This is a genomic window from Neisseria sp. RH3002v2g (assembly GCF_014596425.2).
Lineage (GTDB): Bacteria > Pseudomonadota > Gammaproteobacteria > Burkholderiales > Neisseriaceae > Neisseria.
Genome location: NZ_CP110721.1, coordinates 41,519 through 64,970, shown reverse-complemented (window position 1 = coordinate 64,970; position 23,452 = coordinate 41,519). Strand labels below are relative to the sequence as shown.

23 protein-coding genes and 2 tRNA genes are annotated in these 23,452 nt (G+C 50.1%); 13 read left to right on the top strand and 12 right to left on the bottom strand.

Annotated features, from left to right (window positions below):
- Nucleotides 1-218 precede the first annotated feature (218 nt).
- The 9 genes from BBP27_RS00305 to nqrM all read left to right on the top strand — a co-directional run bounded on the left by BBP27_RS00305 (nt 219) and on the right by nqrM (nt 9,217).
- On the top strand, nt 219-1,637 hold the full coding sequence (locus BBP27_RS00305; protein WP_188211887.1) for a sodium:proton antiporter: 1,419 nt from the start codon (nt 219-221) through the stop codon (nt 1,635-1,637).
- Nucleotides 1,638-1,973: 336 nt separating this feature from the next.
- The gene (locus BBP27_RS00300) at nt 1,974-3,317 is read left to right on the top strand and encodes a Na(+)-translocating NADH-quinone reductase subunit A (protein ID WP_003748800.1); all 1,344 of its coding nucleotides are present in this window, start codon (nt 1,974-1,976) and stop codon (nt 3,315-3,317) included.
- A 2-nt stretch (nt 3,318-3,319) separates the two neighbouring features.
- On the top strand, nt 3,320-4,552 hold the full coding sequence (locus BBP27_RS00295; protein ID WP_003748802.1) for an NADH:ubiquinone reductase (Na(+)-transporting) subunit B: 1,233 nt from the start codon (nt 3,320-3,322) through the stop codon (nt 4,550-4,552).
- Nucleotides 4,545-5,321: a Na(+)-translocating NADH-quinone reductase subunit C gene (locus BBP27_RS00290; RefSeq protein WP_003748805.1), complete on the top strand. Its 777-nt coding sequence runs from the start codon at nt 4,545-4,547 to the stop codon at nt 5,319-5,321. The genes BBP27_RS00295 and BBP27_RS00290 overlap by 8 nt, the downstream gene beginning before the upstream one ends.
- A complete protein-coding gene (locus BBP27_RS00285; RefSeq protein ID WP_003684313.1) occupies nt 5,321-5,947 on the top strand; it encodes an NADH:ubiquinone reductase (Na(+)-transporting) subunit D in 627 nt (208 codons plus the stop codon). The genes BBP27_RS00290 and BBP27_RS00285 overlap by 1 nt, the downstream gene beginning before the upstream one ends.
- Nucleotides 5,948-5,950: 3 nt before the next feature.
- Entirely contained in the window at nt 5,951-6,544 is a 594-nt protein-coding gene (nqrE, locus tag BBP27_RS00280; protein WP_003684365.1) for an NADH:ubiquinone reductase (Na(+)-transporting) subunit E, read from the top strand.
- Between the two features lie 13 nt (nt 6,545-6,557).
- On the top strand, nt 6,558-7,775 hold the full coding sequence (gene nqrF / locus BBP27_RS00275) for an NADH:ubiquinone reductase (Na(+)-transporting) subunit F (RefSeq protein WP_003748808.1): 1,218 nt from the start codon (nt 6,558-6,560) through the stop codon (nt 7,773-7,775).
- Between the two features lie 132 nt (nt 7,776-7,907).
- A complete protein-coding gene (locus tag BBP27_RS00270) occupies nt 7,908-8,978 on the top strand; it encodes an FAD:protein FMN transferase (protein WP_003748810.1) in 1,071 nt (356 codons plus the stop codon).
- Nucleotides 8,979-8,995: 17 nt separating this feature from the next.
- Nucleotides 8,996-9,217, top strand: a complete 222-nt coding sequence (gene nqrM / locus BBP27_RS00265; protein ID WP_003680888.1) for a (Na+)-NQR maturation NqrM — start codon at nt 8,996-8,998, stop codon at nt 9,215-9,217.
- Nucleotides 9,218-9,444: 227 nt separating this feature from the next.
- Here nqrM and rpmG read toward each other — a convergent pair whose 3' ends face one another.
- From rpmG to BBP27_RS00235, 6 genes are all read right to left on the bottom strand, one after another.
- A complete protein-coding gene (rpmG, locus tag BBP27_RS00260; protein WP_003684373.1) occupies nt 9,445-9,600 on the bottom strand; it encodes a 50S ribosomal protein L33 in 156 nt (51 codons plus the stop codon).
- 30 nt (nt 9,601-9,630) lie between these two features.
- Complete coding sequence (rpmB, locus tag BBP27_RS00255) at nt 9,631-9,864, bottom strand: 50S ribosomal protein L28 (protein ID WP_002216391.1); 234 nt, start codon at nt 9,862-9,864, stop codon at nt 9,631-9,633.
- A gap of 250 nt (nt 9,865-10,114) precedes the next feature.
- A complete protein-coding gene (gene brnQ / locus BBP27_RS00250) occupies nt 10,115-11,443 on the bottom strand; it encodes a branched-chain amino acid transport system II carrier protein (protein WP_003748813.1) in 1,329 nt (442 codons plus the stop codon).
- Between the two features lies 1 nt (nt 11,444).
- Nucleotides 11,445-12,341, bottom strand: coding sequence for a segregation and condensation protein A (locus BBP27_RS00245; protein WP_003748815.1), 897 nt, complete (start codon nt 12,339-12,341; stop codon nt 11,445-11,447).
- A gap of 92 nt (nt 12,342-12,433) precedes the next feature.
- Nucleotides 12,434-12,901 (bottom strand): hypothetical protein, encoded by a 468-nt coding sequence (locus BBP27_RS00240; RefSeq protein WP_003748817.1) that lies wholly within the window; start codon nt 12,899-12,901, stop codon nt 12,434-12,436.
- Between the two features lie 13 nt (nt 12,902-12,914).
- The gene (locus BBP27_RS00235) at nt 12,915-13,691 is read right to left on the bottom strand and encodes a tRNA threonylcarbamoyladenosine dehydratase (protein ID WP_003748819.1); all 777 of its coding nucleotides are present in this window, start codon (nt 13,689-13,691) and stop codon (nt 12,915-12,917) included.
- 186 nt (nt 13,692-13,877) lie between these two features.
- On the opposite strand from BBP27_RS00235, the gene BBP27_RS00230 reads away from it, so the two are divergent.
- Nucleotides 13,878-14,342 carry a universal stress protein gene (locus BBP27_RS00230; RefSeq protein ID WP_003748822.1) on the top strand — a complete coding sequence of 155 codons (465 nt, stop codon included), beginning with the start codon at nt 13,878-13,880 and terminating at the stop codon, nt 14,340-14,342.
- A 78-nt stretch (nt 14,343-14,420) separates the two neighbouring features.
- On the opposite strand, the gene hemL is transcribed toward BBP27_RS00230, so the two are convergent.
- Nucleotides 14,421-15,704, bottom strand: coding sequence for a glutamate-1-semialdehyde 2,1-aminomutase (gene hemL, locus BBP27_RS00225; protein ID WP_188211888.1), 1,284 nt, complete (start codon nt 15,702-15,704; stop codon nt 14,421-14,423).
- Between the two features lie 198 nt (nt 15,705-15,902).
- Here hemL and BBP27_RS00220 point away from each other — a divergent pair, with 198 nt between their 5' ends.
- The 3 genes from BBP27_RS00220 to BBP27_RS00210 all read left to right on the top strand — a co-directional run bounded on the left by BBP27_RS00220 (nt 15,903) and on the right by BBP27_RS00210 (nt 19,232).
- Nucleotides 15,903-16,298, top strand: a complete 396-nt coding sequence (locus BBP27_RS00220) for a hypothetical protein (protein WP_188211889.1) — start codon at nt 15,903-15,905, stop codon at nt 16,296-16,298.
- 71 nt (nt 16,299-16,369) lie between these two features.
- Nucleotides 16,370-17,692, top strand: a complete 1,323-nt coding sequence (gene miaB / locus BBP27_RS00215; RefSeq protein WP_188211890.1) for a tRNA (N6-isopentenyl adenosine(37)-C2)-methylthiotransferase MiaB — start codon at nt 16,370-16,372, stop codon at nt 17,690-17,692.
- Between the two features lie 229 nt (nt 17,693-17,921).
- Entirely contained in the window at nt 17,922-19,232 is a 1,311-nt protein-coding gene (locus BBP27_RS00210; protein ID WP_188211891.1) for an NCS2 family permease, read from the top strand.
- 84 nt (nt 19,233-19,316) lie between these two features.
- Here the strand turns inward: BBP27_RS00210 and BBP27_RS00205 are convergent, their stop codons facing one another.
- From BBP27_RS00205 to rho, 5 genes are all read right to left on the bottom strand, one after another.
- Nucleotides 19,317-19,874 (bottom strand): ACP-like domain-containing protein, encoded by a 558-nt coding sequence (locus tag BBP27_RS00205; RefSeq protein ID WP_003748832.1) that lies wholly within the window; start codon nt 19,872-19,874, stop codon nt 19,317-19,319.
- A 393-nt stretch (nt 19,875-20,267) separates the two neighbouring features.
- Nucleotides 20,268-20,342 (bottom strand) — tRNA-Glu (locus BBP27_RS00200).
- Between the two features lie 12 nt (nt 20,343-20,354).
- Nucleotides 20,355-20,431: transfer RNA gene (locus BBP27_RS00195), tRNA-Arg, on the bottom strand.
- A gap of 132 nt (nt 20,432-20,563) precedes the next feature.
- Entirely contained in the window at nt 20,564-21,922 is a 1,359-nt protein-coding gene (locus tag BBP27_RS00190) for a deoxyguanosinetriphosphate triphosphohydrolase (protein WP_150537236.1), read from the bottom strand.
- Between the two features lie 57 nt (nt 21,923-21,979).
- On the bottom strand, nt 21,980-23,239 hold the full coding sequence (gene rho / locus BBP27_RS00185; RefSeq protein WP_003680905.1) for a transcription termination factor Rho: 1,260 nt from the start codon (nt 23,237-23,239) through the stop codon (nt 21,980-21,982).
- Nucleotides 23,240-23,452: the final 213 nt, after the last annotated feature.

Sequence of the window (23,452 nt, the reverse complement as noted above, 5' to 3'; positions counted from 1 at the left end):
TACTTTCGACTACTTCCCTCCTTTTTATTTCTTTATTTGTATCAACATTTCTTTTGATTCCAACACTCTAAACCGTCCCTTAACACTTGCTTTGCGTTATACTTTCCCCTGACACAACCGCGCAGTTCGTCTGGATATTTTCAGACGGCCTGAATATTTCACCGCCGTGCTTTCTCAACGAAGTTTCTAACGGTGCAACAGAATAAAAAGGAAATACTATGCGCTCTCTCTCATTTTTACTGCTTCTTGCCGCCTTTCCTGCCTCGGCATCCGATTTTGACGGCTCATCCGCAAGTCTGCTTTGGGGTCTGCCGTTTGCCCTGATTCTCTTGTCCATTGCACTCGGGCCTCTGTTTTTCTCCCGTATTTGGCACCACCATTTCGGCAAAATTACCGCGTTTTGGACGCTGCTGTTTCTGACGCCGTTTATCGTAACCTTTGGTTTCGGAGCAGGCGTACATACCGTTGCCCATGCGTTGGTTGAAGAATACATTCCGTTTATCCTGCTGCTTTTGGCGCTCTATACCATTTCGGGCGGTATTTTTGTCAGCGGCGACTTGCACGGCTCGCCTAAATTGAACACAACCCTGTTGGCAGTCGGCACGGCTTTATCTTCCATCATGGGGACGACAGGCGCGGCGATGTTGATGATTCGTCCGCTTTTGAAAGCCAACCATAAACGCCATTACCGCGTTCACATCGTGATTTTCTTCATTTTCTTGGTGGCCAATATCGGCGGCGGTCTGACTCCTTTAGGCGATCCTCCTCTGTTCTTAGGATTCCTGAAAGGCGTAGATTTCATGTGGACTGTCAAACACATGCTGATGCCTGTATTGATCAGTTCTGTGGTTTTGCTGGCCGTTTTCTACATCATCGACAGCCGACACTTCAACCGTGAACAAAGCGAGCACCTTGCTCCTACTCCTTCCGATAAAGAAGAAAAAGTCAAAATTTACGGCAAATGGAATTTCCTGTTACTGGCCGGTGTAGTCGGCGCTGTTTTGCTGTCCGGTTTGTGGAAACCAAATCATCCGGGCTTTGAAATCTTGGGCAGCCATTACGCCTTGCAAAACCTGATGCGCGATGGCATTTTGCTGGCTTTGACCGCCGTATCTTGGATTATCACGCCCAAACAGGTACGCGCAGGCAATGAGTTCAACTTCGAGCCGATTGCCGAAGTGGGCAAACTGTTTTTGGGTATTTTCATTACCATTTCGCCCGTCTTGGCGATTTTGAAAGCCGGTGAAGCAGGCGCACTGGGCGCTGTCGTTTCTCTGGTTCACGACGCGGCAGGCAATCCGATTAATGTGATGTATTTCTGGATGAGCGGCATTTTGTCGGCATTCTTGGATAACGCGCCGACTTATTTGGTGTTCTTCAATATGGCAGGGGGCGATGCCCAAGCCTTGATGACAGGCCATCTGTTCCATTCGCTGCTGGCCGTATCCATGGGCTCCGTATTTATGGGCGCGCTCACTTATATCGGTAATGCGCCGAACTTCATGGTAAAAGCCATTGCCGAACAACGCGGCGTACCGATGCCTTCTTTCTTCGGCTACATGGCATGGTCGGTGATTGTATTGGTACCGCTGTTTGCCCTGCATACGATGATTTTCTTCGTTTGGCAGCTCTTTTAAACTTAAGGCCGTCTGAAATTCAGACGGCCTTTTATTTTCTAACAAACCAGCAAACATAATTCTTAAATATCAATCAGTTAAAATTTTTTCGCTTTAACATTTCATTACATATCCCTACTTTTTTCCCACTTTTCCCGTAAAAATAAGCGTAAAACTGACATAAAACGGCCCATACCTGATAAAATCTAAAGCTTTGTTGTTTGCGTTTATTCGTTGTTTTTATAGCAAACCTCTGCTTTTTTCAGACGGCCCGTCCTTTGTTTCAAAGCATTACATGCCGTCTGAAAAAATAATCCGACATCCGAATATCAACCCACCAAAAAGTAACGCATCCTTATGATTAAGATAAAAAAAGGCTTAGACCTGCCCATCGCGGGCAGACCGGAGCAAGTCATTTATGACGGTCCGGCCATCACCGAAGTCGCGTTGCTTGGCGAAGAATATGTCGGCATGCGCCCCTCGATGAAAATCAAGGAAGGCGAAGCCGTCAAAAAAGGCCAAGTGCTGTTTGAAGACAAAAAGAATCCGGGCGTAGTATTTACTGCTCCGGCTTCAGGCAAAATCGCCGCGATTCACCGTGGCGAAAAGCGCGTACTTCAGTCAGTCGTGATTGCCGTTGAAGGCAACGACGAAATCGAGTTCGAACGCTACGCACCTGAAGCGTTGGCAAAATTGAGCAACGAAGAAGTGCGCCGCAATCTGATTCAATCCGGTTTGTGGACTGCGCTGCGTACCCGTCCGTTCAGCAAAATTCCTGCTGTCGATGCCGAGCCGTTCGCCATCTTCGTCAATGCGATGGACACCAATCCGCTGGCCGCCGATCCTACGGTCATCATCAAAGAAGCCGCCGAAGACTTCAAACACGGCCTGTTGGTATTGAGCCGCCTGACTGAGTGTAAAATCCATGTGTGCAAAGCTGCCGGTGCGGATGTGCCGTCTGCAAACGCTGCCAACATCGAAACACATGAATTCGGCGGCCCTCATCCTGCCGGTTTGAGCGGTACGCACATTCATTTCATCGAGCCAGTCGGAGCGAATAAAACCGTTTGGACCATCAATTATCAAGACGTGATTGCCATCGGACGTTTGTTTACTACAGGCCGTCTGAACACCGAGCGCGTGATTGCCTTAGGTGGCTCTCAAGTCAACAAACCGCGCCTTTTGCGTACCGTTTTGGGTGCAAAAGTATCGCAAATTACCGCCGGCGAATTGGTTGACGCAGACAACCGCGTGATTTCCGGCTCGGTATTGAATGGCGCGATTGCGCAAGGCGCGCACGATTACCTCGGCCGCTACCACAATCAGATTTCCGTTATCGAAGAAGGCCGCAACAAAGAGCTGTTCGGCTGGGTTGCGCCGCAGCCGGACAAATACTCCATCACGCGCACAACCCTCGGTCATTTCCTGAAAAACAAACTCTTCAAGTTCAACACAGCCGTCAATGGCGGCGACCGCGCTATGGTACCGATCGGCACTTACGAGCGCGTGATGCCGCTGGATATCCTGCCCACCTTGCTTTTGCGCGATTTAATCGTCGGCGATACCGACAGCGCACAGGCTTTGGGTTGTTTGGAATTGGACGAAGAAGACCTCGCTTTGTGCAGCTTCGTCTGCCCGGGCAAATACGAATACGGCCCGCTGTTGCGCAAGGTGCTGGAAACCATTGAGAAGGAAGGCTGATTATGGGCTTGAAACATTTTCTGGAAAAAATCGAACCGCACTTCCTGCCGGGCGGCAAACATGAAAAATGGTATGCCCTCTACGAAGCTGCGGCGACGATTTTCTATACATCCGGCGCGGTAACGCGCAAAGCGGCACACGTCCGCGACGCGCTCGACTCCAAGCGCATGATGATTTTGGTGTGGCTGTCTTTGTTCCCTGCCATGTTTTACGGCATGTACAACGTCGGCGTACAGGCATTCGGTGCGTTAACGCCCGATTTGTTGCAACAAAACATCGCCAACGACTGGCATTACGCCCTTGCCAACGCTTTGGGCATCAATATGTCGTCTGAAGCGGGCGTGTTGGGCAAAATGCTGTTCGGCGCGATCTACTTCCTGCCGATTTACGCAACCGTATTTATCGTCGGCGGTTTTTGGGAAGTTTTGTTCGCCACCGTGCGCAAACACGAAATCAACGAGGGTTTCTTCGTGACTTCGATTCTGTTTGCTTTGATCGTTCCGCCTACGCTGCCGCTGTGGCAGGCTGCCTTGGGTATTACCTTCGGCGTGGTGGTTGCGAAAGAGGTGTTTGGCGGTACGGGTAAAAACTTTATGAACCCTGCACTGGCAGGCCGTGCCTTCTTGTTCTTCGCCTATCCTGCCAATATTACCGGCGACACCGTTTGGACGGCGGTTGACGGCTATTCCGGCGCAACCGCGCTGGCTCAATGGGCGGCACACGGTGCAGACGGCCTGCAAAATACCGTTACCGGTAAATCCATCACTTGGATGGATGCGTTTATCGGTAATCTGCCCGGCTCTATCGGCGAAGTATCCACTTTGGCACTTTTAATCGGCGGCGCGTTTATCGTGTTTGCCCGCATCGCTTCTTGGCGCATTATTGCCGGCGTGATGATCGGTATGATTGCCATGTCTTCGTTGTTTAACTTCATCGGTTCGGACACCAACCCAATGTTCAGCATGCCTTGGTATTGGCATCTGGTTGTCGGCGGCTTTGCCATCGGTATGCTGTTTATGGCGACCGACCCTGTTTCCGCTTCCTTTACCAATGTCGGCAAATGGTGGTACGGCGCGTTAATCGGCGTGATGTGCGTATTGATCCGCGTGGTCAACCCTGCTTACCCCGAAGGCATGATGTTGGCGATTCTGTTTGCCAACCTGTTTGCCCCGATTTTCGACTATTTCGTCGCACAAGCGAACATCAAACGCAGAAAGGCGCGCAGCAATGGCTAAGAAATTCGATAAAGACAGCTTCAGTGGCACGCTGATTGTGGTATTGGTTGTCAGCCTGATTTGTTCCATCATCGTTGCCGGTGCGGTCGTCGGCTTGAAACCCATCCAAGAGAAACAAAAACTCCAAGACAAACAAGGCTATATCTTGAGCGTAGCCGGTTTGATGGATAAAAACACCGACATCAGCAAAACCTTTGCCGAGCGTATCGAGCAACGCGTTGTCGATTTGGCAACCGGCGAATACGTGAAAGATGCGCCGAAAGACTTCAGCGCGCGCATCGCAGGCAAAGACCCTGCCCAAAGCATCCAAATCAAACCCGAAGACGATTTGGCCGGCATCAAAAGCCGTGCCAAATACACCGAGGTTTACTTGGTAAAAGGCGATGACGGCAAAGTCAGTCAAATCATCCTGCCTATGCACGGTAACGGTTTGTGGTCTGTTATGTACGGTTTTGTCGCCATCCAACCCGACGGCAACACCATCAACGGCATCACCTACTACGACCAAGGCGAAACCCCGGGCTTGGGCGGCGAAATCGGCAATCCGTTGTGGCAACAAAAATTCGTCGGCAAAAAACTGTTTGACGAACAAGGCAAACTCGCCCTGCATGTCGGCAAAGGCGCAAGTTCGGACAAAGAACACGGCGTAGATGCCCTCTCCGGCGCATCGCTGACATCTAAAGGCGTGCAAGGTTCGTTCGCCTACTGGTTCGGCGAAAACGGCTATATCCCCTACCTGAACAAATTGAAATCAGCAGGAGCACAATAATGGCTGACATGAAACGCTTGAAATATTTGATGTTTTCACCCTTTATCGACAACAACCCGATTGCCTTGCAGGTTTTGGGTATTTGTTCGGCTTTGGCGGTTACCACCAAGCTTCAGACGGCCATCGTGATGGGTATTTCCGTAGCTTTGGTAACCGGTTTTTCCAGCTTCTTCATTTCTTTGGTGCGCAACTACATCCCCAACAGCATCCGTATTATTGTGCAAATGGCGATTGTTGCTTCCTTGGTAACGCTGGTTGACCAACTGCTCCAAGCCTTTGCTTATGAGCTGTCCAAACAGCTCTCCGTATTTGTCGGTCTGATTATTACCAACTGTATCGTGATGGGCCGTGCCGAAGCATTCGCCATGAAAGAGCCGCCGCTGGAAAGCTTGGTTGACGGTATCGGCAACGGCGCAGGTTACGGCATGATGTTGATCATCATCGCAACCATCCGCGAACTGATCGGCTCAGGCAAGCTCTTTGGCTACACCATTTTCCAAACCGTACAAGATGGCGGCTGGTATCAAACCAACGGCTTGTTCCTGCTCGCTCCCAGCGCGTTCTTCATCATCGGTTTCTTGGTATGGGGTCTGCGCACTTGGAAACCTGAACAGGCGGAGAAATAACACATGGAACATTACTTAAGCCTCTTTGTAAAATCCGTCTTTCTGGAAAACATGGCACTGTCCTTCTTCTTGGGGATGTGTACGTTTTTGGCGGTATCTAAAAAAGTATCCACCGCATTCGGTTTGGGCGTTGCCGTTACTTTCGTACTCGGCCTATCCGTCCCTGCCAACCAACTCGTTTATTCGCTGCTGAAAGACGGTGCGCTGGTTGAAGGCGTGGATTTGACCTTCCTGAAATTCATCACCTTCATCGGCGTGATTGCTGCTTTGGTGCAGATTTTGGAAATGTTCTTGGACAAATTCGTCCCTGCCCTCTACAACGCATTGGGTATCTACCTGCCTCTGATTACCGTAAACTGCGCGATTTTCGGTGCCGTATCGTTTATGGCGCAACGCGAATACAACTTCGGCGAGTCCGTTGTATACGGTTTCGGCGCAGGCTTGGGCTGGCTTTTGGCTATTGTCGCTTTGGCGGGCATTACCGAAAAAATGAAATATTCGGATGTCCCTAAAGGCCTCAAAGGCTTAGGCATTACCTTTATCGCCGCCGGCCTGATGGCAATGGCGTTTATGTCGTTCTCCGGCATCCAGTTATAAGAAAGGAATCGGCATGGAGATTATTTTAGGTATCGTGATGTTTACCGTCATCGTCTTGGTTTTGGCACTGATGATTCTGTTTGCCAAATCCAAGTTGGTGAGCGAAGGCGACATCACCATCAAAGTCAATAACGAAAAAGAGCTGACGATGCCTGCCGGCGGCAAACTGCTGGGTGCGCTTGCCAGCCAAGGTATTTTCGTTCCTTCCGCCTGCGGTGGCGGCGGCTCATGCGGTCAGTGCCGCGTTGTCGTGAAAAGCGGCGGCGGCGACATTCTGCCGACCGAGCTGTCCCACATCAGCAAACGCGAAGCGCGCGAAGGCTGCCGTCTGTCTTGTCAGGTCAACGTCAAAACCGACATGGACATCGAAGTACCGGAAGAAGTGTTCGGCGTGAAAAAATGGGAATGTACTGTCATCTCCAATGACAACAAAGCCACGTTCATTAAAGAACTCAAACTTGCCATTCCCGAAGGCGAAGAAGTTCCTTTCCGCGCCGGCGGCTATATTCAAATTGAAGCCCCTCCTCACACTGTTGCCTACAAAGACTTCGATATTCCTAAGGAATACCACGAAGACTGGGACAAATACAATCTGTGGCAATACGTTTCCAAAGTGGACGAACCGATTTTGCGCGCTTACTCCATGGCTTCATATCCAGAAGAAAAAGGCATCATCATGCTGAACGTGCGTATCGCCACACCGCCTCCACGCGTACCCGATGCGCCTCCGGGACAAATGTCTTCTTACATCTGGTCGCTCAAACCCGGCGACAAAGTAACCATCTCCGGTCCGTTTGGCGAATTCTTTGCCAAGGATACCGATGCCGAAATGGTATTTATCGGCGGTGGTGCAGGTATGGCGCCGATGCGCTCCCACATTTTCGACCAGCTGAAACGTTTGAACTCCAAACGCAAAATCACCTTCTGGTACGGCGCACGCTCCAAACGCGAAATGTTCTATGTCGAAGACTTCGACCAACTCGCGGCAGAGTACCCGAACTTCACATGGCACGTTGCCCTGTCCGACCCATTGCCTGAAGACAACTGGGACGGTTACACAGGATTCATCCACAACGTGGTTTACGAAAACCACCTGAAAAACCACGAAGCACCGGAAGACTGCGAATTCTACATGTGCGGCCCTCCAATCATGAACCAGTCCGTGATCAAAATGCTCAAAGACTTGGGCGTGGAAGACGAAAACATCCTCTTGGACGATTTCGGCGGCTAACCAACAAAAAGGAAGAAACTTCGGTTTCTTCCTTTTTTATTGCCAGGCCGTCTGAAAATCATACTTTCAGACGGCCTGAACCTTTCTTTTACGATACAATAAAGGCTTCAAAAAATAATCCGCAAATCCCTTATGCCGTTTCTTTCCAATTCGTTTTACCGTCCGATAATCGGTTGCACCGTTGCCATCTTTTCCGCATTCACACTCTCTGCCTGTCAACCTGAAAAACAACAACAAACCATCACCCTGCAAGGCGAGACCATGGGCACGACCTATACCGTCAAATACCTTTCAGACGGCCAAGACAAACTCCCCTCCCCTGCCGAAATACAAAAACGCATTGATGACGCGCTTAAAGAAGTCAACCGGCAAATGTCTACCTACCAGACCGATTCCGAAATCAGCCAATTCAACCAGCTGCGTACCGTCAATCAGGCCATGCCCATTTCCCAAGACTTTGCCTATGTGACCGGCGAAGCCTTGCGTTTAAACAAACTAACGCACGGCGCACTGGACGTAACCGTCGGCCCTTTGGTCAACCTTTGGGGATTCGGCCCGCAAAAAGAAATCACGCACGAACCGACTGCACAAGAAATCCAACATGCTTCAGAAATGGTCGGTACGGACAAACTCAAACTTTCCCAAGATGGACAGCATCCCACACTTGCCAAAACCCATCCCGAAGTTTATTTAGACCTATCCTCCATCGCCAAAGGCTTTGGTGTAGATAAAACCGCCGCCGAACTTGAAAAACTCAATATCGGCAATTATTTGGTTGAAATCGGCGGCGAGTTGCATGGCAAAGGCCGCAATGCGCAAGGCAATCCTTGGCGTATCGGCATCGAGCAACCCAATATCGTTCAAGGCGGCGCCACTCAAATTACCATTCCATTGGACAATAAATCACTGGCCACGTCCGGCGACTACCGCATTTTCCATGTCGATAAGTCAGGCCGTCGCCTTTCCCATATCATCAACCCTAAAACCAAACAACCCATCAGCCACAACCTTGCTTCCATCAGCGTAGTAGCAGAAAACGCCACACTTGCAGACGGCCTTTCCACCGGATTGTTCGTTCTCGGAGAAACCGAAGCGCTTAAACTTGCCGAGCAAGAAAATCTCGCCGTTTTCCTTATCATCCGAACCCCGCAAGGCGGCTACCATACTAAAATGTCCAGCGCATTCAAAAAATTATTAAACTAACCTTCAGGAATACACACATGAAAACCCTCCTTCTGACTTTCGGCATCTTTATCATTGTCATCCTCGGCATGGCAGTCGGCTATATTTTCTCCAAACGCACCATCAAAGGCAGCTGCGGCGGCATTTCCTCTCTCGGTATGAAGAAAATGTGCGATTGCGACACACCATGCGATACCTTGCAAAAAGAGCTGGATAAAAAACAACATTCCGACAATCAAGGCATCAAGGTCGATCATTAAGTCTTTGTTGAATGTTTATTCATAACTCAAGGCTGTTTATCCCCCATCAGGCCGTCTGAAAAATAAAAGAGCGTAATCCCAATGGATACACGCTCTTTGTATTTTGTCTATTCCAAAGCAATCCAAAAATATCTTGCATACACATTTGAAACAAGCCCCCAAAAACCAATCAGAAAATAAAAAGAAAAGCTCCTGCAAAACAGGAGCTTTTCTTGGAAGAAACCGGATTATTTCAATTTAGTTTCTTTGTAAATAACGTGTTTACGGGCTACTGGGTCAAATTTTTTGATTTCCAGTTTGCCAGGCATAGTACGTTTGTTTTTAGTAGTTGTGTAGAAGTGACCAGTACCAGCGCTGGACTCCAGTTTGATTTTATCGCGCATTGCAGTAATCCTTAATTAATGGTGTTTAAATTAAGCTTCGCCGCGAGCACGCAAATCAGCCAATACGACATCAATGCCTACTTTATCGATGGTGCGCAATGCAGCGTTAGAAACGCGCAGGCGAACCCAGCGGTTTTCACTTTCTACCCAGAAACGACGTGATTGCAAGTTAGGCAAAAAACGACGTTTGGTTTTGTTGTTGGCGTGTGATACGTTATTGCCAGACATCGGGCGCTTACCGGTCACTTTGCAAACTCGTGCCATGGTTAGTCTCCAAACTTCTAAAATAGTAAAACGCGATTTATACCACGAAATCCGCCTTCAGTTCAAGTCGTTTACTGAAAAAACGGGATTTGTGGAAATAAATCTTCTCAATATGTTGCATCTGCGAAACGGTATCTCGCAAAGCCTTAACTTTTCAATTATAACGGATTTCTTCAAAAAAATCATCTGTCGTTTGCTTGGTCGGCGAAATAAATAGGCCGTCTGAACATTTCAGACGGCCTATTTATCATCATGCTTTTTTCTTCAACGCCGCATTCAAAATGCAGCCGAGTATAAAACAGGCTAAAGAAGGAACAACCCACCCTAAACCGATATTATAAAACGGCAATGCGCGCTCGATGGCGGCAGCGGTATCGGCATCCAATCCAAACGCAGCTTTATAGGCATCGAGCAAACCGACCATAAGGGCCGCCATCATGGTGCAGAAATAGACAATACGGCCGCCGCCGAACAGTTTATCCGTCAAAGCCAGCAGAATGATGACGATGGTCAGCGGATACAACAGCATCAGCATTGGGATGGAAAAATGCAAAATCGCTGACAGGCCTTTATTGGCCAACAGGATAGACACCACCGTATTCAGTATTACAAAGACTTTATAAGAAATACCCGGGCAAAGACGGTTGAAATATTCGGCGCATGAAGTAATTAAGCCAACCGCCGTACTCAGACAGGCAAGCAGCACCATGACGCCAAGCAACACAATACCGGCCGTACCGAAATAATGCTGTGCGGTTTTAGATAAAACCGACGCGCCGTTTTCCTGCAAGCCGATACCGGCCACGCCTGTCGCGCCCATATAACCGATAAACAGGTAAACCACTGCCAGGCAGGAAGCCGCCAACACACCGGAAATCGTCGTGGTCTTCAGCAAATCCGCACGGTTGTCCACGCCCATGGCGCGAACGGCATCAATGACGATAATGGCAAACACCAGCGAAGCCAGCGCGTCCATGGTGCCGTAGCCTTCCAAAATACCTTTAACCAACGGATGAGCGGCAAAATCGCCTTGTGCAGTCTGCGGCATACCCATCGGGTTAATAGCGGCATAGCCGACCAATATTGCAATTGCCAGCAATAAAACGGGCGTAAGGATTTTACCGATACGATCAACCAGTTTCCCCGGAGAAATCGACAGCCAATAAGTCATGCCGAAAAACACCAGACTGAATACGGCCAATGCGATGCTTTTCCAAGATTCATCAATGAAAGGAGAGATGGCGGTTTCAAAAGATACCGTTGCCGTACGCGGCATGGCAAACAAGGGGCCGATTGCCAGATAAAGCGCGGCGGCAAAAGTCACGCCGTACCAAGGCGCAACACGGGAAGCCAGCGCTTCCACATCGCGCGAGCCGGAATAGCCGACGGCAATCACGCCCAGCAATGGCAACCCCGCCCCGGTCAACAAAAAGCCGAACATTGCCGAAAGCCAGTTTTCGCCTGCCTGCTGTCCCAAATAAGCCGGGTAAATTAAGTTACCCGCGCCGAAAAACAGCGCAAACAGCATCAAACCCACCGCCCATAAAGAGGCCTTGCTGCGACTTGTCGTCGAATTCATTTTAGTTCTCTTTTTTCAAATACCCGTTATCGGCTTCATCGATTTCAAGGCCGTCTGAAAGCATTTCGGCTTCGTTTGTTTCCAAACCGTCTTTCAGGCTGATTTCGATTTCGCCATAATTTTCCGGCTGTACGATACGTACCAAGCCTTCTTTGGCCAATTCCAGCAATGCAATAAAATTGACCACCACATACGTCGCGCCCTGCTCCGGCTTAAACAAATCGCTGAATTTGCTGATGCCGCTTTCGTTCAAACGGCGCAAAATCGCCGTCATCTGCGCGCGCACGGAAATGGTTTCCCGCACCACTTCATGACTGCGCGTATGCTTGGCACGCGATAAAATACCCAACCAAGCCTGCGTCAAATCGGCAACGTACACTTCCGGCAACTTCGCTTCGACCGCAATTTCCAGCGGCAAATACGCCCAAGCAAAATCACGTCCGGCACGCGGCAACGCGTCCAAGCCTTGAGCCGCCAGTTTCATTTGTTCGTAAGCCAACAGACGGCGCACCAACTCGGCACGCGGATCCGCCTCTTCATCCTCAACTTCTTCAGGACGCGGCAACAGCAGGCGCGATTTAATTTCAATCAGCATCGCCGCCATCAGCAGGTATTCCGCCGCCAAATCAAACTGATACGCCTCCATTTGGGCAATATAGTGCAGATATTGCTCGGTAATCTTCACCATCGGAATATCGAGGACATCGATATTTTGCTTGCGGATAAGGTACAGCAGCAAATCCAACGGCCCTTGGAAGCTGCTCAATACCACCTTCAACGCATCGGGCGGAATAAACAAATCCTGCGGCACATCGGTAACAGGTTGACCGAACACCCACGCAACGGTATGTTCAGACGACGTTGCAGCAGTGGAAGAAATAAGGTGTTCTGAAGGCATGGTTAAAGGGTCTTTTTCTTTTTAAGTTTAGTAAGAAGTTTCATCAACAAAAGGCCGTCTGAAACGAGGACGACCTGTTTTTAATATAAAAATCAGCGTTTTTTACGATTGATTTGCAAAGAAACAATGGCAATGGCAAAGGTCTGCGCCAAGGCCATGCCCAACAACGGCAGGCTGGCGAAAACTGTACCCGTCAGTACCGAACCAATATCTCGGGACAACACAAAACCATCCCTCGCCAGCATCGCCACCATCAAAGCCGACAACAGCAAACTTTCGCAGCCGACCAAAAACCAAATCATTTTAACCGAACGGCGTTTGCGCCATTTCATGATACCGGCGTGCACAAGGCTGAAGATCACGATAGACAGAAACGGATAAAGAAAAGTGGTGAACGGGCGGGTATAACCGCTTTGCACACACAAATAATCGCCGGGCAGCGTATTGCATTCCATCACATCGAGAAACATCGGATCGACAGCATACATCAACACGCCGAACCATACCGCATAAATCAGGCTGGCGATAAAGTAGGCTTTAAAAAATCGGCTCTTCACCATCTTCCCCTACCCCTCACTTCCGCCCTGCGATATGCTCCACCGCAGCCTGCGCGCAATACAGCCCAAACGAAGCCGTCACCAGCATACTCGCCCCATAGCCCGCGCAGGACAAACCTTGCGGCGCGGCATCGGTCGAACACGCTTCGCCGGATTGCGGCGGCGTAATATTCTCGGTTGAATAAACGCAAGGCACGCGCATTTTTTCTTTGGTATCGCGGCTGAAGCCGTAGCGTTTGCGCAAGGTGTAGCGCAGGTTGGAAAGCAGCGGATCATGGGTAACGCGGCTCAAATCGGCGGTTTGAATCAACGCCGGATTTTTCTGTCCGCCCGCGCCGCCGCTGATAATAAACGGTTGTTTATGTTGCACGAAATACGCCGCCATCGCCGCTTTGACACGGATTTGGTCGATGGCGTCGATGACGAAGTCGAAAGGCCGTCTGAAAAGCTCGTCCAGATTGTCTTCGGTCACAAAATCTTCAATTTCCGTCACTTCGCATTGTGGATTGATTTGGGCAATGCGTTCGCGCAAAGCGGTAACTTTTGCCTTACCGAAATCATCGGTCAAAGCGTGCAATTGGCGATTGACATTAGACTCGGCAACATTGTCCAAATCAATCAGCGTTAAACGACCGATACCGCTCCTCGCCAACGCCTCCACCGCCCACGAGCCGACGCCGCCGACGCCGACCACGCACACATGCGCGCGCGAAAAGCGCGCCAGCGCTTCGTCTCCGTAAAGTCTGGCAATGCCGCCAAAGCGGCGCGAAGAAAGAAAAGCGGCGTCCTGCATAAGCAACCTTGTGATATATCAATAAATTAATGAAAAACGCGACAGGCGATTCGGACAGACATTATACTTGAAAGCAGATGGGCTGTTGTACCTGCCCGAAAGAGTTTATAATCGTTTCACATTCAGACAAGTTCTGATTTCATATTAAACGAAAGTGCCGCTACTCGGCGCAAAAGGAGAATGAATATGTACAAACATCTGGTTGTAGCCGTTGACGGTAGCGAGACCTCCCTCAATGCATTGAAACATGCCGCCGAACTGGCAAGCCTCAACAAAGCCCAACTGACTTTGGTTCACGTTGCCAACCCTGCCGAATACATGGCTTTGGCGCCTGAATTCCTGCAACACGAAAGCTACGAAGCCGCCGCCGTTGCCCAAGGTAACGAAGTTTTGGATTTTGCAGAAAAAACAGCGCGTGAAAACGGTGTTGAAAACATCGTGAAACACCTGTTGGTCGCCAACAAAGGCGCGCGCGAAATGGCGCAAGACTTGGTTGACTACGCCGACGAAAACGGCGCCGACCTATTGGTACTCGGCACACACGGCCGCACCGGCCTGATGCACCTGCTGATGGGCAGCTTCGCAGAAACCGTAATGCGCCAAAGCCACCTGCCTCTGCTGATTATCCGCAGCAAAGCCGAAGAAGCATAATCAAGCATTGATTTAAAATAGCGAAAGGCCGTCTGAATATTTTTCAGACGGCCTTTTTTCACATGACAGCTTCAGCTTTTATTTCGCCATTTCTTTGAACACTTCGTGTGCCGCAGCAATGGTTTCGTCAATCAGCTCGGGCGTATGCGCGGCAGAAACAAAGCCGGCTTCATAAGCGGACGGGCCGAAGGCAACATTGCGGTCAAGCATACCGTGGAAGAAATGTTTGAAACCTTCAATATTGGAACGCGCCATATCGGCGTAGTTTTGCGGTGCATGGTTGGCAAAATACAAGCCGAACATGCCGCCCACGCTGTCGGCCGTAAATTCAACGCCGTGCGCTTTAGCCGCGTCAGCGATACCGTTGGCGAGGCGTTGGGTCAGGGCAGTCAGGTTTTCATAGAAGCCTTCGCGCTGAATGATTTCCAGCGTTTTCAAACCGGCGGCAACCGCAATCGGATTGCCGGACAATGTACCTGCCTGATACACGCCGCCCAACGGGGAAATGCATTCCATGATGTCTTTACGGCCGCCGAACGCCGCCAAAGGCATACCGCCGCCGATCACTTTGCCCATGGTGGTCAAATCGGGTTTGATGCCGTGCAAAGATTGCGCGCCGCCCAGCGCCACGCGGAAGCCGGTCATCACTTCGTCGTAAATCAATACGGCACCGTGTTTTTCAGTCAATTCGCGCAAGGCTTTGACAAAGGCTTCAGACGGCCTAACCAGATTCATATTGCCGACAAATGGCTCCAAAATCACACAGGCAATGTCATTGCCACTTTGGGCAAAGGCTTCTTCCAGTTGGGCGATATTGTTGTATTCGAGTACCAAAGTGTGTTTGGTAAAGTCGGCAGGCACACCGGCGGAAGAAGGATTGCCAAACGTCAGCAGACCGCTGCCTGCTTTTACCAACAGGCTGTCAGAATGGCCGTGGTAGCAGCCTTCAAACTTGATGATTTTGTCGCGGCCGGTAAAACCGCGTGCCAGACGGATGGCGGTCATCGTCGCTTCCGTACCGGAGCTGACAAGGCGCAGCTGCTCGACCGACGGCATGATTTTGGAGATTTCTTCGGCAATGACAATTTCGCCTTCAGTCGGCGCACCAAACGACAAACCGCCCAATGCCGCTTCGCGCACAGCTTCAATAACTTCAGGATGGGCATGGCCGACAATCGCAGGGCCCCAAGAGCCGACATAGTCGGTATAACGCGTGCCGTTTTCGTCCCAAACATATGCGCCTTCTGCCTTTTTGATAAAGCGCGGCACACCGCCGACGCTGCCGAATGCGCGCACAGGAGAGTTTACGCCGCCGGGAATAATGGCTTTGGCGCGGTTGAACAAGCTTTCATTACGGTTCATGGTCAATTCTTTCGTAAGAGGTCGTCTGAAAATCAAATTGATGCCATTTTAACACCAAATCCTTTTCAGACGGCCCAAGCTTCAAAATAAGAATCGGGCGCAAAATCAAAATTATTCTTTAAAAACAAACACTCTATCCACATTTTTCCTGCTTGTGCTATAATCCGCGACCTATTGAAACAATAAAAGAAAAGCATCATGTTACGCGGATTCATACTCAGCCTCGCCCTTTTGGCGTCCTCCCTCGTCCATGCACAACGCAGCCTGCCCGACGATATGGACGTGGCCGTCTTAAAGACTGTCGATTTACCTTATCTGAAAGTCAGCAAAGGCGGTTTTTCTTGGACACGCCTGCTGACCTTGGGCATTGTGGACGGCAATGCGGCCAAACTGCAAATCACGCGCTTCACCAAAATCCACGATAAAAACGACCGTTTCATCCCCATGGGCCGCCTGCTGAATCAAACCGGCAAAGCCGTCGCGTTCAAATACAACGAAGAAAGCCGCCTCGTCCGCGAAATCTGGATTCTGACCGACGCCGAGGCCGACAGGTTTGCCGCACACGCCAAAGCGCAAAAACAGGCGGAAGAATAACTTTCAGACGGCCCGGGTATTCACAGGCCGTCTGAACCCTTTTACAACAAGCAAGTCAATCAAAACAAACCATGAAAAAAGTATTTATCCGCACCTTCGGGTGCCAAATGAACGAGTACGACAGCGAAAAAATGCTGTCCGTCCTCGCCGAAGAACACGGCGGCATCGAGCAGGTTACCCAACCTGACAACGCCGACATCATCTTGTTCAACACCTGCTCCGTGCGTGAAAAAGCGCAAGAGAAAGTCTTCTCCGACTTAGGCCGCGTACGTCCGCTCAAAGAAAAAAATCCCGACCTCATCATCGGCGTTGCCGGCTGCGTTGCCTCTCAAGAAGGCGAAAACATCGTCAAACGCGCTCCGTATGTGGACGTGGTTTTTGGTCCGCAAACGCTGCACCGCCTGCCCAAACTCATCGTCGATAAAGAAACCACCGGCCTGTCTCAAATCGACATTTCCTTCCCCGAAATCGAGAAATTCGACCACCTGCCGCCTGCGCGCGTAGAAGGCGGTTCGGCATTCATTTCCATTATGGAAGGCTGTTCCAAATATTGCTCTTACTGCGTCGTCCCTTACACCCGCGGCGAAGAATTCTCCCGCCCGCTCAACGACGTATTGACTGAAATTGCCGGTTTGGCACAACAAGGCGTTAAAGAAATCAACCTCTTAGGCCAAAACGTCAATGCCTATCGCGGCGAAATGGAAAACGGCGAAATCTGCGACTTTGCCACTTTGTTGCGCATCGTCCACGAAATCCCGGGCATCGAACGCCTGCGCTTTACCACCAGCCATCCGCGCGAATTTACCGACGCGATTATCGAGTGCTACCGCGACCTGCCCAAGCTGGTTTCCCACCTGCACCTGCCAATTCAAAGCGGTTCCGACCGCGTATTGAGCGCGATGAAACGCGGTTACACCGCTTTGGAATACAAATCCATCATCCGCAAGCTGCGTGCCATCCGTCCTGATTTGTGCCTCAGCTCCGACTTTATCGTCGGCTTCCCGGGCGAGACCGAGCGCGAGTTCGAGCAAACCTTGAAACTGGTCAAAGACATCGCCTTTGACTTGAGCTTCGTCTTTATTTACAGTCCGCGCCCCGGTACGCCTGCCGCCAACCTGCACGACGACACGCCGCACGAAGAAAAAGTGCGCCGCCTCGAAGCTTTGAACGAAGTCATCGAAGCCGAAACCGCACGCATCAACCAAACCATGGTCGGCACGGTTCAACGCTGCTTGGTCGAAGGCATCTCCAAAAAAGACCCCGACCAACTGCAAGCCCGTACCGCCAACAACCGCGTGGTCAACTTTACCGGCACACCCGACATGATCAACCAAATGATCGATTTGGAAATTACCGAAGCCTACACCTTCTCCCTGAAAGGCAAACCGGTATAAGCACACACAAACAAAGGCCGTCTGAAACTGTTCAGACGGCCTTTATCTTGGTTCGGCACGGCATTATCTGATTCATGTATTTTTATTACCCGAACAAAAGGCTTTTCAGTATAATACCGCCCGAAAATTCCCTTATCTGTTGAGAAGTTAAGGCCAAAAACCAAACTTTTTTCAGACCAATCCGACGATGCCGTCCCGCAAGCGGCTTTCCCAAAAGGAATATTTTTAAATGAGTTCTTCAAATCAAAGCGTTTTGGAACGATTGTTCAACCTGAGCGCCAATCAGACCAACGTCCGCACTGAAATCATGGCCGGTTTGACCACCTTCCTCGCCATGTGTTACATCATCATCGTCAACCCCCTGATTTTGGGCGAAACCGGCATGGATATGGGCGCAGTATTTGTGGCCACCTGTATCGCCTCCGCCATCGGTTGTTTCGTGATGGGCTTTGTCGGCAACTACCCGATCGCCCTCGCGCCGGGCATGGGTTTGAACGCCTACTTTACCTTTGCCGTCGTCAAAGGCATGGGCGTGGACTGGCGTGTGGCTTTGGGTGCCGTTTTCATTTCAGGCATCATTTTCATCCTGTTCAGCTTCTTTAAAGTGCGTGAAATGCTGGTCAACGCCCTGCCTATGGGCTTGAAAATGTCGATTGCCGCAGGTATCGGCCTCTTCTTGGCATTGATTGCGCTCAAAGGCGCAGGCGTGATTGTGGCCAATCCTGCCACATTGGTCGGCTTGGGCGACATCCATCAGCCTACCGCCCTGCTGGCGATGGCAGGCTTTGTCATGGTGGTTGCACTTGGCCACTTCCGCGTCAAAGGCTCCATTATCATTACCATTCTGACGCTGACCGCCGTCTCCACCGCCTTGGGCTTGAGCGAGTTCAAAGGCGTGGTCGGCGAAGTCCCGAGCATTGCGCCGACTTTCATGCAGATGGACTTCAAAGGCTTGTTTACCGTCAGCATGGTCAGCGTGATTTTTGTATTCTTCCTGGTTGACCTGTTTGACTCTACAGGCACCTTGGTCGGCGTTTCCCACCGCGCAGGCCTGTTGCAAGACGGCAAACTGCCGCGTTTGAAACGCGCCCTGTTTGCCGACTCAACCGCCATCGTCGCCGGTGCTGCCTTGGGTACTTCTTCTACCACCCCTTACGTTGAAAGCGCGGCAGGTGTTTCTGCCGGCGGCCGCACCGGCCTGACTGCCGTTACCGTCGGCGTACTGATGCTGGCCTGTCTGATTTTCTCGCCGCTGGTTCAAAGCATTCCTGCATTCGCTACCGCTCCTGCCCTGCTCTATGTTGGTGCGCAAATGTTGCGCAGCGCGCGCGAAATCGATTGGGACGACATGACCGAAGCCGCACCGGCATTCCTGACCATCGTCTTCATGCCGTTTACCTACTCGATTGCCGACGGTATTGCGTTTGGCTTTATCAGCTACGCACTCATCAAGCTCTTGTGCAACCGCACCCAAGACGTACCGCCTATGGTATGGATTGTTGCCGTATTGTGGGCATTGAAATTCTGGTTCTTGGGTTAAACCACCCCAAAAAAACAGGCCGTCTGAAAAGTTTTCAGACGGCCTGTTTTATTTTACCCAGCGTTTAAAGCTGTCGATAAAAAATTATTTTTTCACTTTTTTAGCGGCTGGTTTAGCGGCAGCTTTCGCGCCTTTGTCCAATACGCAGAAACGGGTAGCGATTTGGTCAACCACTTCTTGTTTGCCGTTTACTTCGGTAGTACCGCGGATAGTCAGCATGTTGCCGTCAACTTTGTCCACGTTGGCTGCAGTAGCTGCTTCAGCAATCCAAGCAACGTTGCCGCCCCAGAATGCGTTTACATCTTTGCTGCTGTCAGTGATACGGAACAGGTTTTCAGTAACTTGGCCTTTGTATTTTACTTGAGCGGCAACAACTTCATTGCCTTTGAAGCCGTACATGACGCTCAGAGGCTCTTTGCCGTCTTTACCGCATTTGTAGTGAACTTCTTTAGTACCGTCGATAGAGTCTACTTTCAAAGTATTAGGTACTGGAGCTTGAGCTTGTTGAGCCTGAGCTTGAGTTTGTTGTTGCGCAGTAGGAGCAGCTTTGGCTTCAGGTTTGGCTTTAGAACCGCTGCTACATGCAGTCAGGGCAACAGCCGCCAAAACGGCAGGAACGATTAATTTAACATTCATATTCATAATTGACTCCCAAATGGTTTCAATAAAAAACCGGCAAACGCCGGCTGACATTTACACATTAACAGAGATATTCCGTCTTGTCTTTATCTCAGACGGCATTTTTTAAGAAAAGTTCAAATAAATATTTTTATTTTCTAAAATCAAGAAATTATAAATATGAAATCATGTAAATTCAGGTTTGGAAATTTTTAAGATGAATACTATTGTCAATAAATCGGGTTTTGACAAGGGTAAAATAAGATTGAAAAACACATAGAACGACAAAAAGTCTGGGCAATTGATTTGACACACTTCTGTCTCTTGAGTTGCTAAGCGTTTCAGACGGCCTTAGAACACAAACAGTAAATGCAATAAAAAAACGCAATCTGAAACAGATTGCGTTTTTTTGAAAACTGGCACGCCCACGGGGAATCGAACCCCGGTTACCGCCGTGAAAGGGCGATGTCCTAACCGCTAGACGATGGGCGCGGATAAATCTTGTGGCGCACCCGGAGCGATTCGAACGCCCGACCCTCTGGTTCGTAGCCAGATACTCTATCCAACTGAGCTACGGGTGCATCCTCATCACTTCGCTAGTGCGTTGTGAATCAAGAAGACCGAATAATATAGGCTTTCCTAAAACCTGTCTACTCTTTTCACGAATATTTTTTATATTTTTATTTAACTATTTGAAATTAAACAATATAAGATTAACGTAAAATCCCTACTCCTGACAAATCCTGCGCCATTTTGGCGGCGGAATTATCGGTCATGCCGCCGACAAAATCCAAAATCTTCATATAGGCCTGATACAGACTGTCTTCAGGAAGAATCGGATTGTGCTTTTTCAATAATTCCAACGCCAAAGACTGACGCGTTGCCAACTGTTTTTCTGCAATCAGGGCATAAGCGGCAGGGACAAGCAAATCTAAGATAGAGCCTAAGCATGGGAACGTGGCGATTTCGGTCAAGAGCTTGGTGTGATGGCGGAAAATCCGTGTTTGCGCCAATTCTTTTGCTTTTGCCAAAGTATTTTGCACTTGCGGGCTACACAAAGCCAGCAAATCTTTGCCTTTGAATGTTCCGTCCAGTAAATCAGACTGATGCAGCATAAAGGTTTGTGCGACATCATCAATCGCCTTGCCGATCGCAATGCCGCGCAACATGGCGCAACGCTGACGGCTGGAGCTGGCGTGCCACGCGCTTTCGGCAAAGGTCAGCTCGGACAAAATACTTTCTACTTCCGTATCCGTGAGCAAATCCAATTCGACGGCATCTTCCAAGTCCAGCAAGGCATAGCAAATATCGTCGGCGGCCTCCATCAAATAAGACAAAGGATGGCGCGCCCAGCTATCTACTCCCGCGGAAACCAGCCCCAATTCGTCAGCAACTTGACGGATAAACGGCAACTCGGTTTGATAAATATTGAATTTCTTTCTGCCGTTTGGATGTTGCGTTGTCCACGGATATTTCAACAATGCGCCGATGGCTGCCGCAGTCAGGCGCATTCCACCCGCCTCCGGATACATTTCAAGGCTGGCGACGATACGCAGGCTATGCGCATTGCCTTCATAGGTTTGAATATCGTTGCGTTCCGCTTCATTTAATGTGTTCAGATAAATTTGATGTTCAGGCCGTCTGAACCAATCGCGCAAAGCATCTTCGCCGGTATGGCCAAACGGCGGATTACCCAAATCATGCGCCAAACAGGCAACCTGCACCACGGCACCAATATCGCTGGGCGTATTGCCCTGCGGCAAAAAACCGCCGTTGTGCAACATCACGCCCACGCGGTTGCCCAAGCTCCTGCCCACGCTGGCTACTTCAACACTGTGCGTCAGGCGGTTGTGCGTCAAGTCATGTTGCGCCAGCGGATGCACTTGCGTTTTTCGGCCAAGGCGGCGGAAGGCTCCGGAAAAAACGACCCGGTCGTAATCGATGTGAAAATCCGTACGCAAAGCATCAGCACCTTCCTGAGTCGAAGGGGTAACGGTGGGCACGATTTCGCCGTTTTTGGGACGGAAGCGTTGGGTGGACAATAAGTTTTGCCAATTCATTCGGGTATTCATAAGCGTTTCCTAAAATGAAGCAAAGGCCGTCTGAAACATATTCAGACGGCCTTATGTTTATTTACCGCGCATCAATTCAAAGAAATCGTCATTGTTTTTGGAGTCTTTGAGTTTGCCCACCAAAAACTCGGTCGCTTCGATTTCATCCATCGGATGGAGGAATTTACGCAAGAGCCACATGCGCTGCAACTGATCGTTCGGTACCAGCAATTCTTCGCGGCGCGTACCGGATTTATTGATGCTGATGGCCGGAAACAGGCGTTTTTCTGCCATGCGGCGGTCAAGGTGCAATTCCATATTGCCCGTACCTTTGAACTCTTCGTAAATCACGTCGTCCATGCGGCTGCCGGTTTCAACAAGCGCTGTCGCAATAATGGTAAGCGAACCGCCCTCTTCCACATTACGCGCGGCACCGAAGAAGCGTTTCGGACGGTGCAAAGCGTTGGCATCGACACCGCCGGTCAAAATTTTGCCCGAAGTCGGCACGACGGTATTGTAGGCACGCGCCAAACGGGTAATCGAATCCAGCAGGATGACCACGTCTTTTTTGTGTTCGACCATGCGTTTGGCTTTTTCAATCACCATCTCGGCCACTTGTACATGGCGTTGCGCAGGCTCGTCAAACGTAGAGGAAACCACTTCGCCGCGTACAGAACGGCTCATTTCGGTCACTTCTTCCGGACGCTCGTCAATCAACAGGACAATCAGCTCGACATCGGGATAATTGGCGGTAATGGCGTGTGCAATGTTTTGCAACATCACGGTTTTACCGGTTTTAGGCGGCGCCACCAACAATGCACGTTGGCCTTTACCGATCGGGGAAACCAAGTCGATGGCGCGGCCGGTCAGATTCTCTTCGGCTTTGATGTCGCGCTCGAGTTTGAATTGTTCGGTTGGAAATAAAGGCGTGAGGTTTTCAAAAAGGATTTTGTGTTTGCAGACTTCAGGCTGATCGCCGTTGATGGTATCGAGGCGGACAAGCGCGAAATAGCGCTCGTTGTCTTTAGGTACGCGTACGCTGCCTTCGATGGTGTCGCCGGTGTGCAGATTGAAGCGGCGGATTTGCGTGGGCGAAACATAAATATCGTCAGGACCGGCAAGGTAAGAAGTATCCGCGCTGCGCAAGAAACCGAAGCCGTCAGGCAGGATTTCGAGCGTACCGGAACAGGTAAAGCTGACATTCTGCTTCATCATCTGGCGGACGATGGCAAAAACGAGGTCTTGTTTGCGGAAACGGTTGGCATTTTCAATGCCATGTTCTTCTGCCATTTCCAAGAGTTTGGAAATGTGGAGGGTTTGGAGTTCTGAAACGTGCATAGTATTGATATATTTTGGATGGTATCAGAGAGATGGCACACAGGCCGTCTGAAAGTATGAAATCGTGCCGCAGGATACGGTAGATTTTTGAGAAAGTTGAATTTTAGGCAGTTGGAGGCAGGGTGTCAAATTTTTAAATCGAACGCTGAGCCGAGACCATAATCTTACCATGCAATAAGATTATGGCCGGCAACAGCTTGGCAATCGCAACCC

Bases quoted from the DNA above. Each gene is read 5' to 3' on its own strand.
- BBP27_RS00235 (WP_003748819.1), bottom strand. From the start codon at position 13,691: ATGCAGGACGCCGCTTTTCTTTCTTCGCGCCGCTTTGGCGGCATTGCC.
- nqrM (WP_003680888.1), top strand. From the start codon at position 8,996: ATGAAAACCCTCCTTCTGACTTTCGGCATCTTTATCATTGTCATCCTC.
- BBP27_RS00300 (WP_003748800.1), top strand. From the start codon at position 1,974: ATGATTAAGATAAAAAAAGGCTTAGACCTGCCCATCGCGGGCAGACCG.
- BBP27_RS00305 (WP_188211887.1), top strand. From the start codon at position 219: ATGCGCTCTCTCTCATTTTTACTGCTTCTTGCCGCCTTTCCTGCCTCG.
- brnQ (WP_003748813.1), bottom strand. From the start codon at position 11,443: ATGAATTCGACGACAAGTCGCAGCAAGGCCTCTTTATGGGCGGTGGGT.
- miaB (WP_188211890.1), top strand. From the start codon at position 16,370: ATGAAAAAAGTATTTATCCGCACCTTCGGGTGCCAAATGAACGAGTAC.
- BBP27_RS00210 (WP_188211891.1), top strand. From the start codon at position 17,922: ATGAGTTCTTCAAATCAAAGCGTTTTGGAACGATTGTTCAACCTGAGC.
- nqrE (WP_003684365.1), top strand. From the start codon at position 5,951: ATGGAACATTACTTAAGCCTCTTTGTAAAATCCGTCTTTCTGGAAAAC.
- rho (WP_003680905.1), bottom strand. From the start codon at position 23,239: ATGCACGTTTCAGAACTCCAAACCCTCCACATTTCCAAACTCTTGGAA.
- BBP27_RS00205 (WP_003748832.1), bottom strand. From the start codon at position 19,874: ATGAATATGAATGTTAAATTAATCGTTCCTGCCGTTTTGGCGGCTGTT.
- BBP27_RS00220 (WP_188211889.1), top strand. From the start codon at position 15,903: ATGTTACGCGGATTCATACTCAGCCTCGCCCTTTTGGCGTCCTCCCTC.
- BBP27_RS00270 (WP_003748810.1), top strand. From the start codon at position 7,908: ATGCCGTTTCTTTCCAATTCGTTTTACCGTCCGATAATCGGTTGCACC.
- BBP27_RS00245 (WP_003748815.1), bottom strand. From the start codon at position 12,341: ATGCCTTCAGAACACCTTATTTCTTCCACTGCTGCAACGTCGTCTGAA.
- nqrF (WP_003748808.1), top strand. From the start codon at position 6,558: ATGGAGATTATTTTAGGTATCGTGATGTTTACCGTCATCGTCTTGGTT.
- BBP27_RS00240 (WP_003748817.1), bottom strand. From the start codon at position 12,901: ATGGTGAAGAGCCGATTTTTTAAAGCCTACTTTATCGCCAGCCTGATT.
- rpmB (WP_002216391.1), bottom strand. From the start codon at position 9,864: ATGGCACGAGTTTGCAAAGTGACCGGTAAGCGCCCGATGTCTGGCAAT.
- rpmG (WP_003684373.1), bottom strand. From the start codon at position 9,600: ATGCGCGATAAAATCAAACTGGAGTCCAGCGCTGGTACTGGTCACTTC.
- BBP27_RS00230 (WP_003748822.1), top strand. From the start codon at position 13,878: ATGTACAAACATCTGGTTGTAGCCGTTGACGGTAGCGAGACCTCCCTC.
- BBP27_RS00285 (WP_003684313.1), top strand. From the start codon at position 5,321: ATGGCTGACATGAAACGCTTGAAATATTTGATGTTTTCACCCTTTATC.
- hemL (WP_188211888.1), bottom strand. From the start codon at position 15,704: ATGAACCGTAATGAAAGCTTGTTCAACCGCGCCAAAGCCATTATTCCC.
- BBP27_RS00290 (WP_003748805.1), top strand. From the start codon at position 4,545: ATGGCTAAGAAATTCGATAAAGACAGCTTCAGTGGCACGCTGATTGTG.
- BBP27_RS00295 (WP_003748802.1), top strand. From the start codon at position 3,320: ATGGGCTTGAAACATTTTCTGGAAAAAATCGAACCGCACTTCCTGCCG.
- BBP27_RS00190 (WP_150537236.1), bottom strand. From the start codon at position 21,922: ATGAATACCCGAATGAATTGGCAAAACTTATTGTCCACCCAACGCTTC.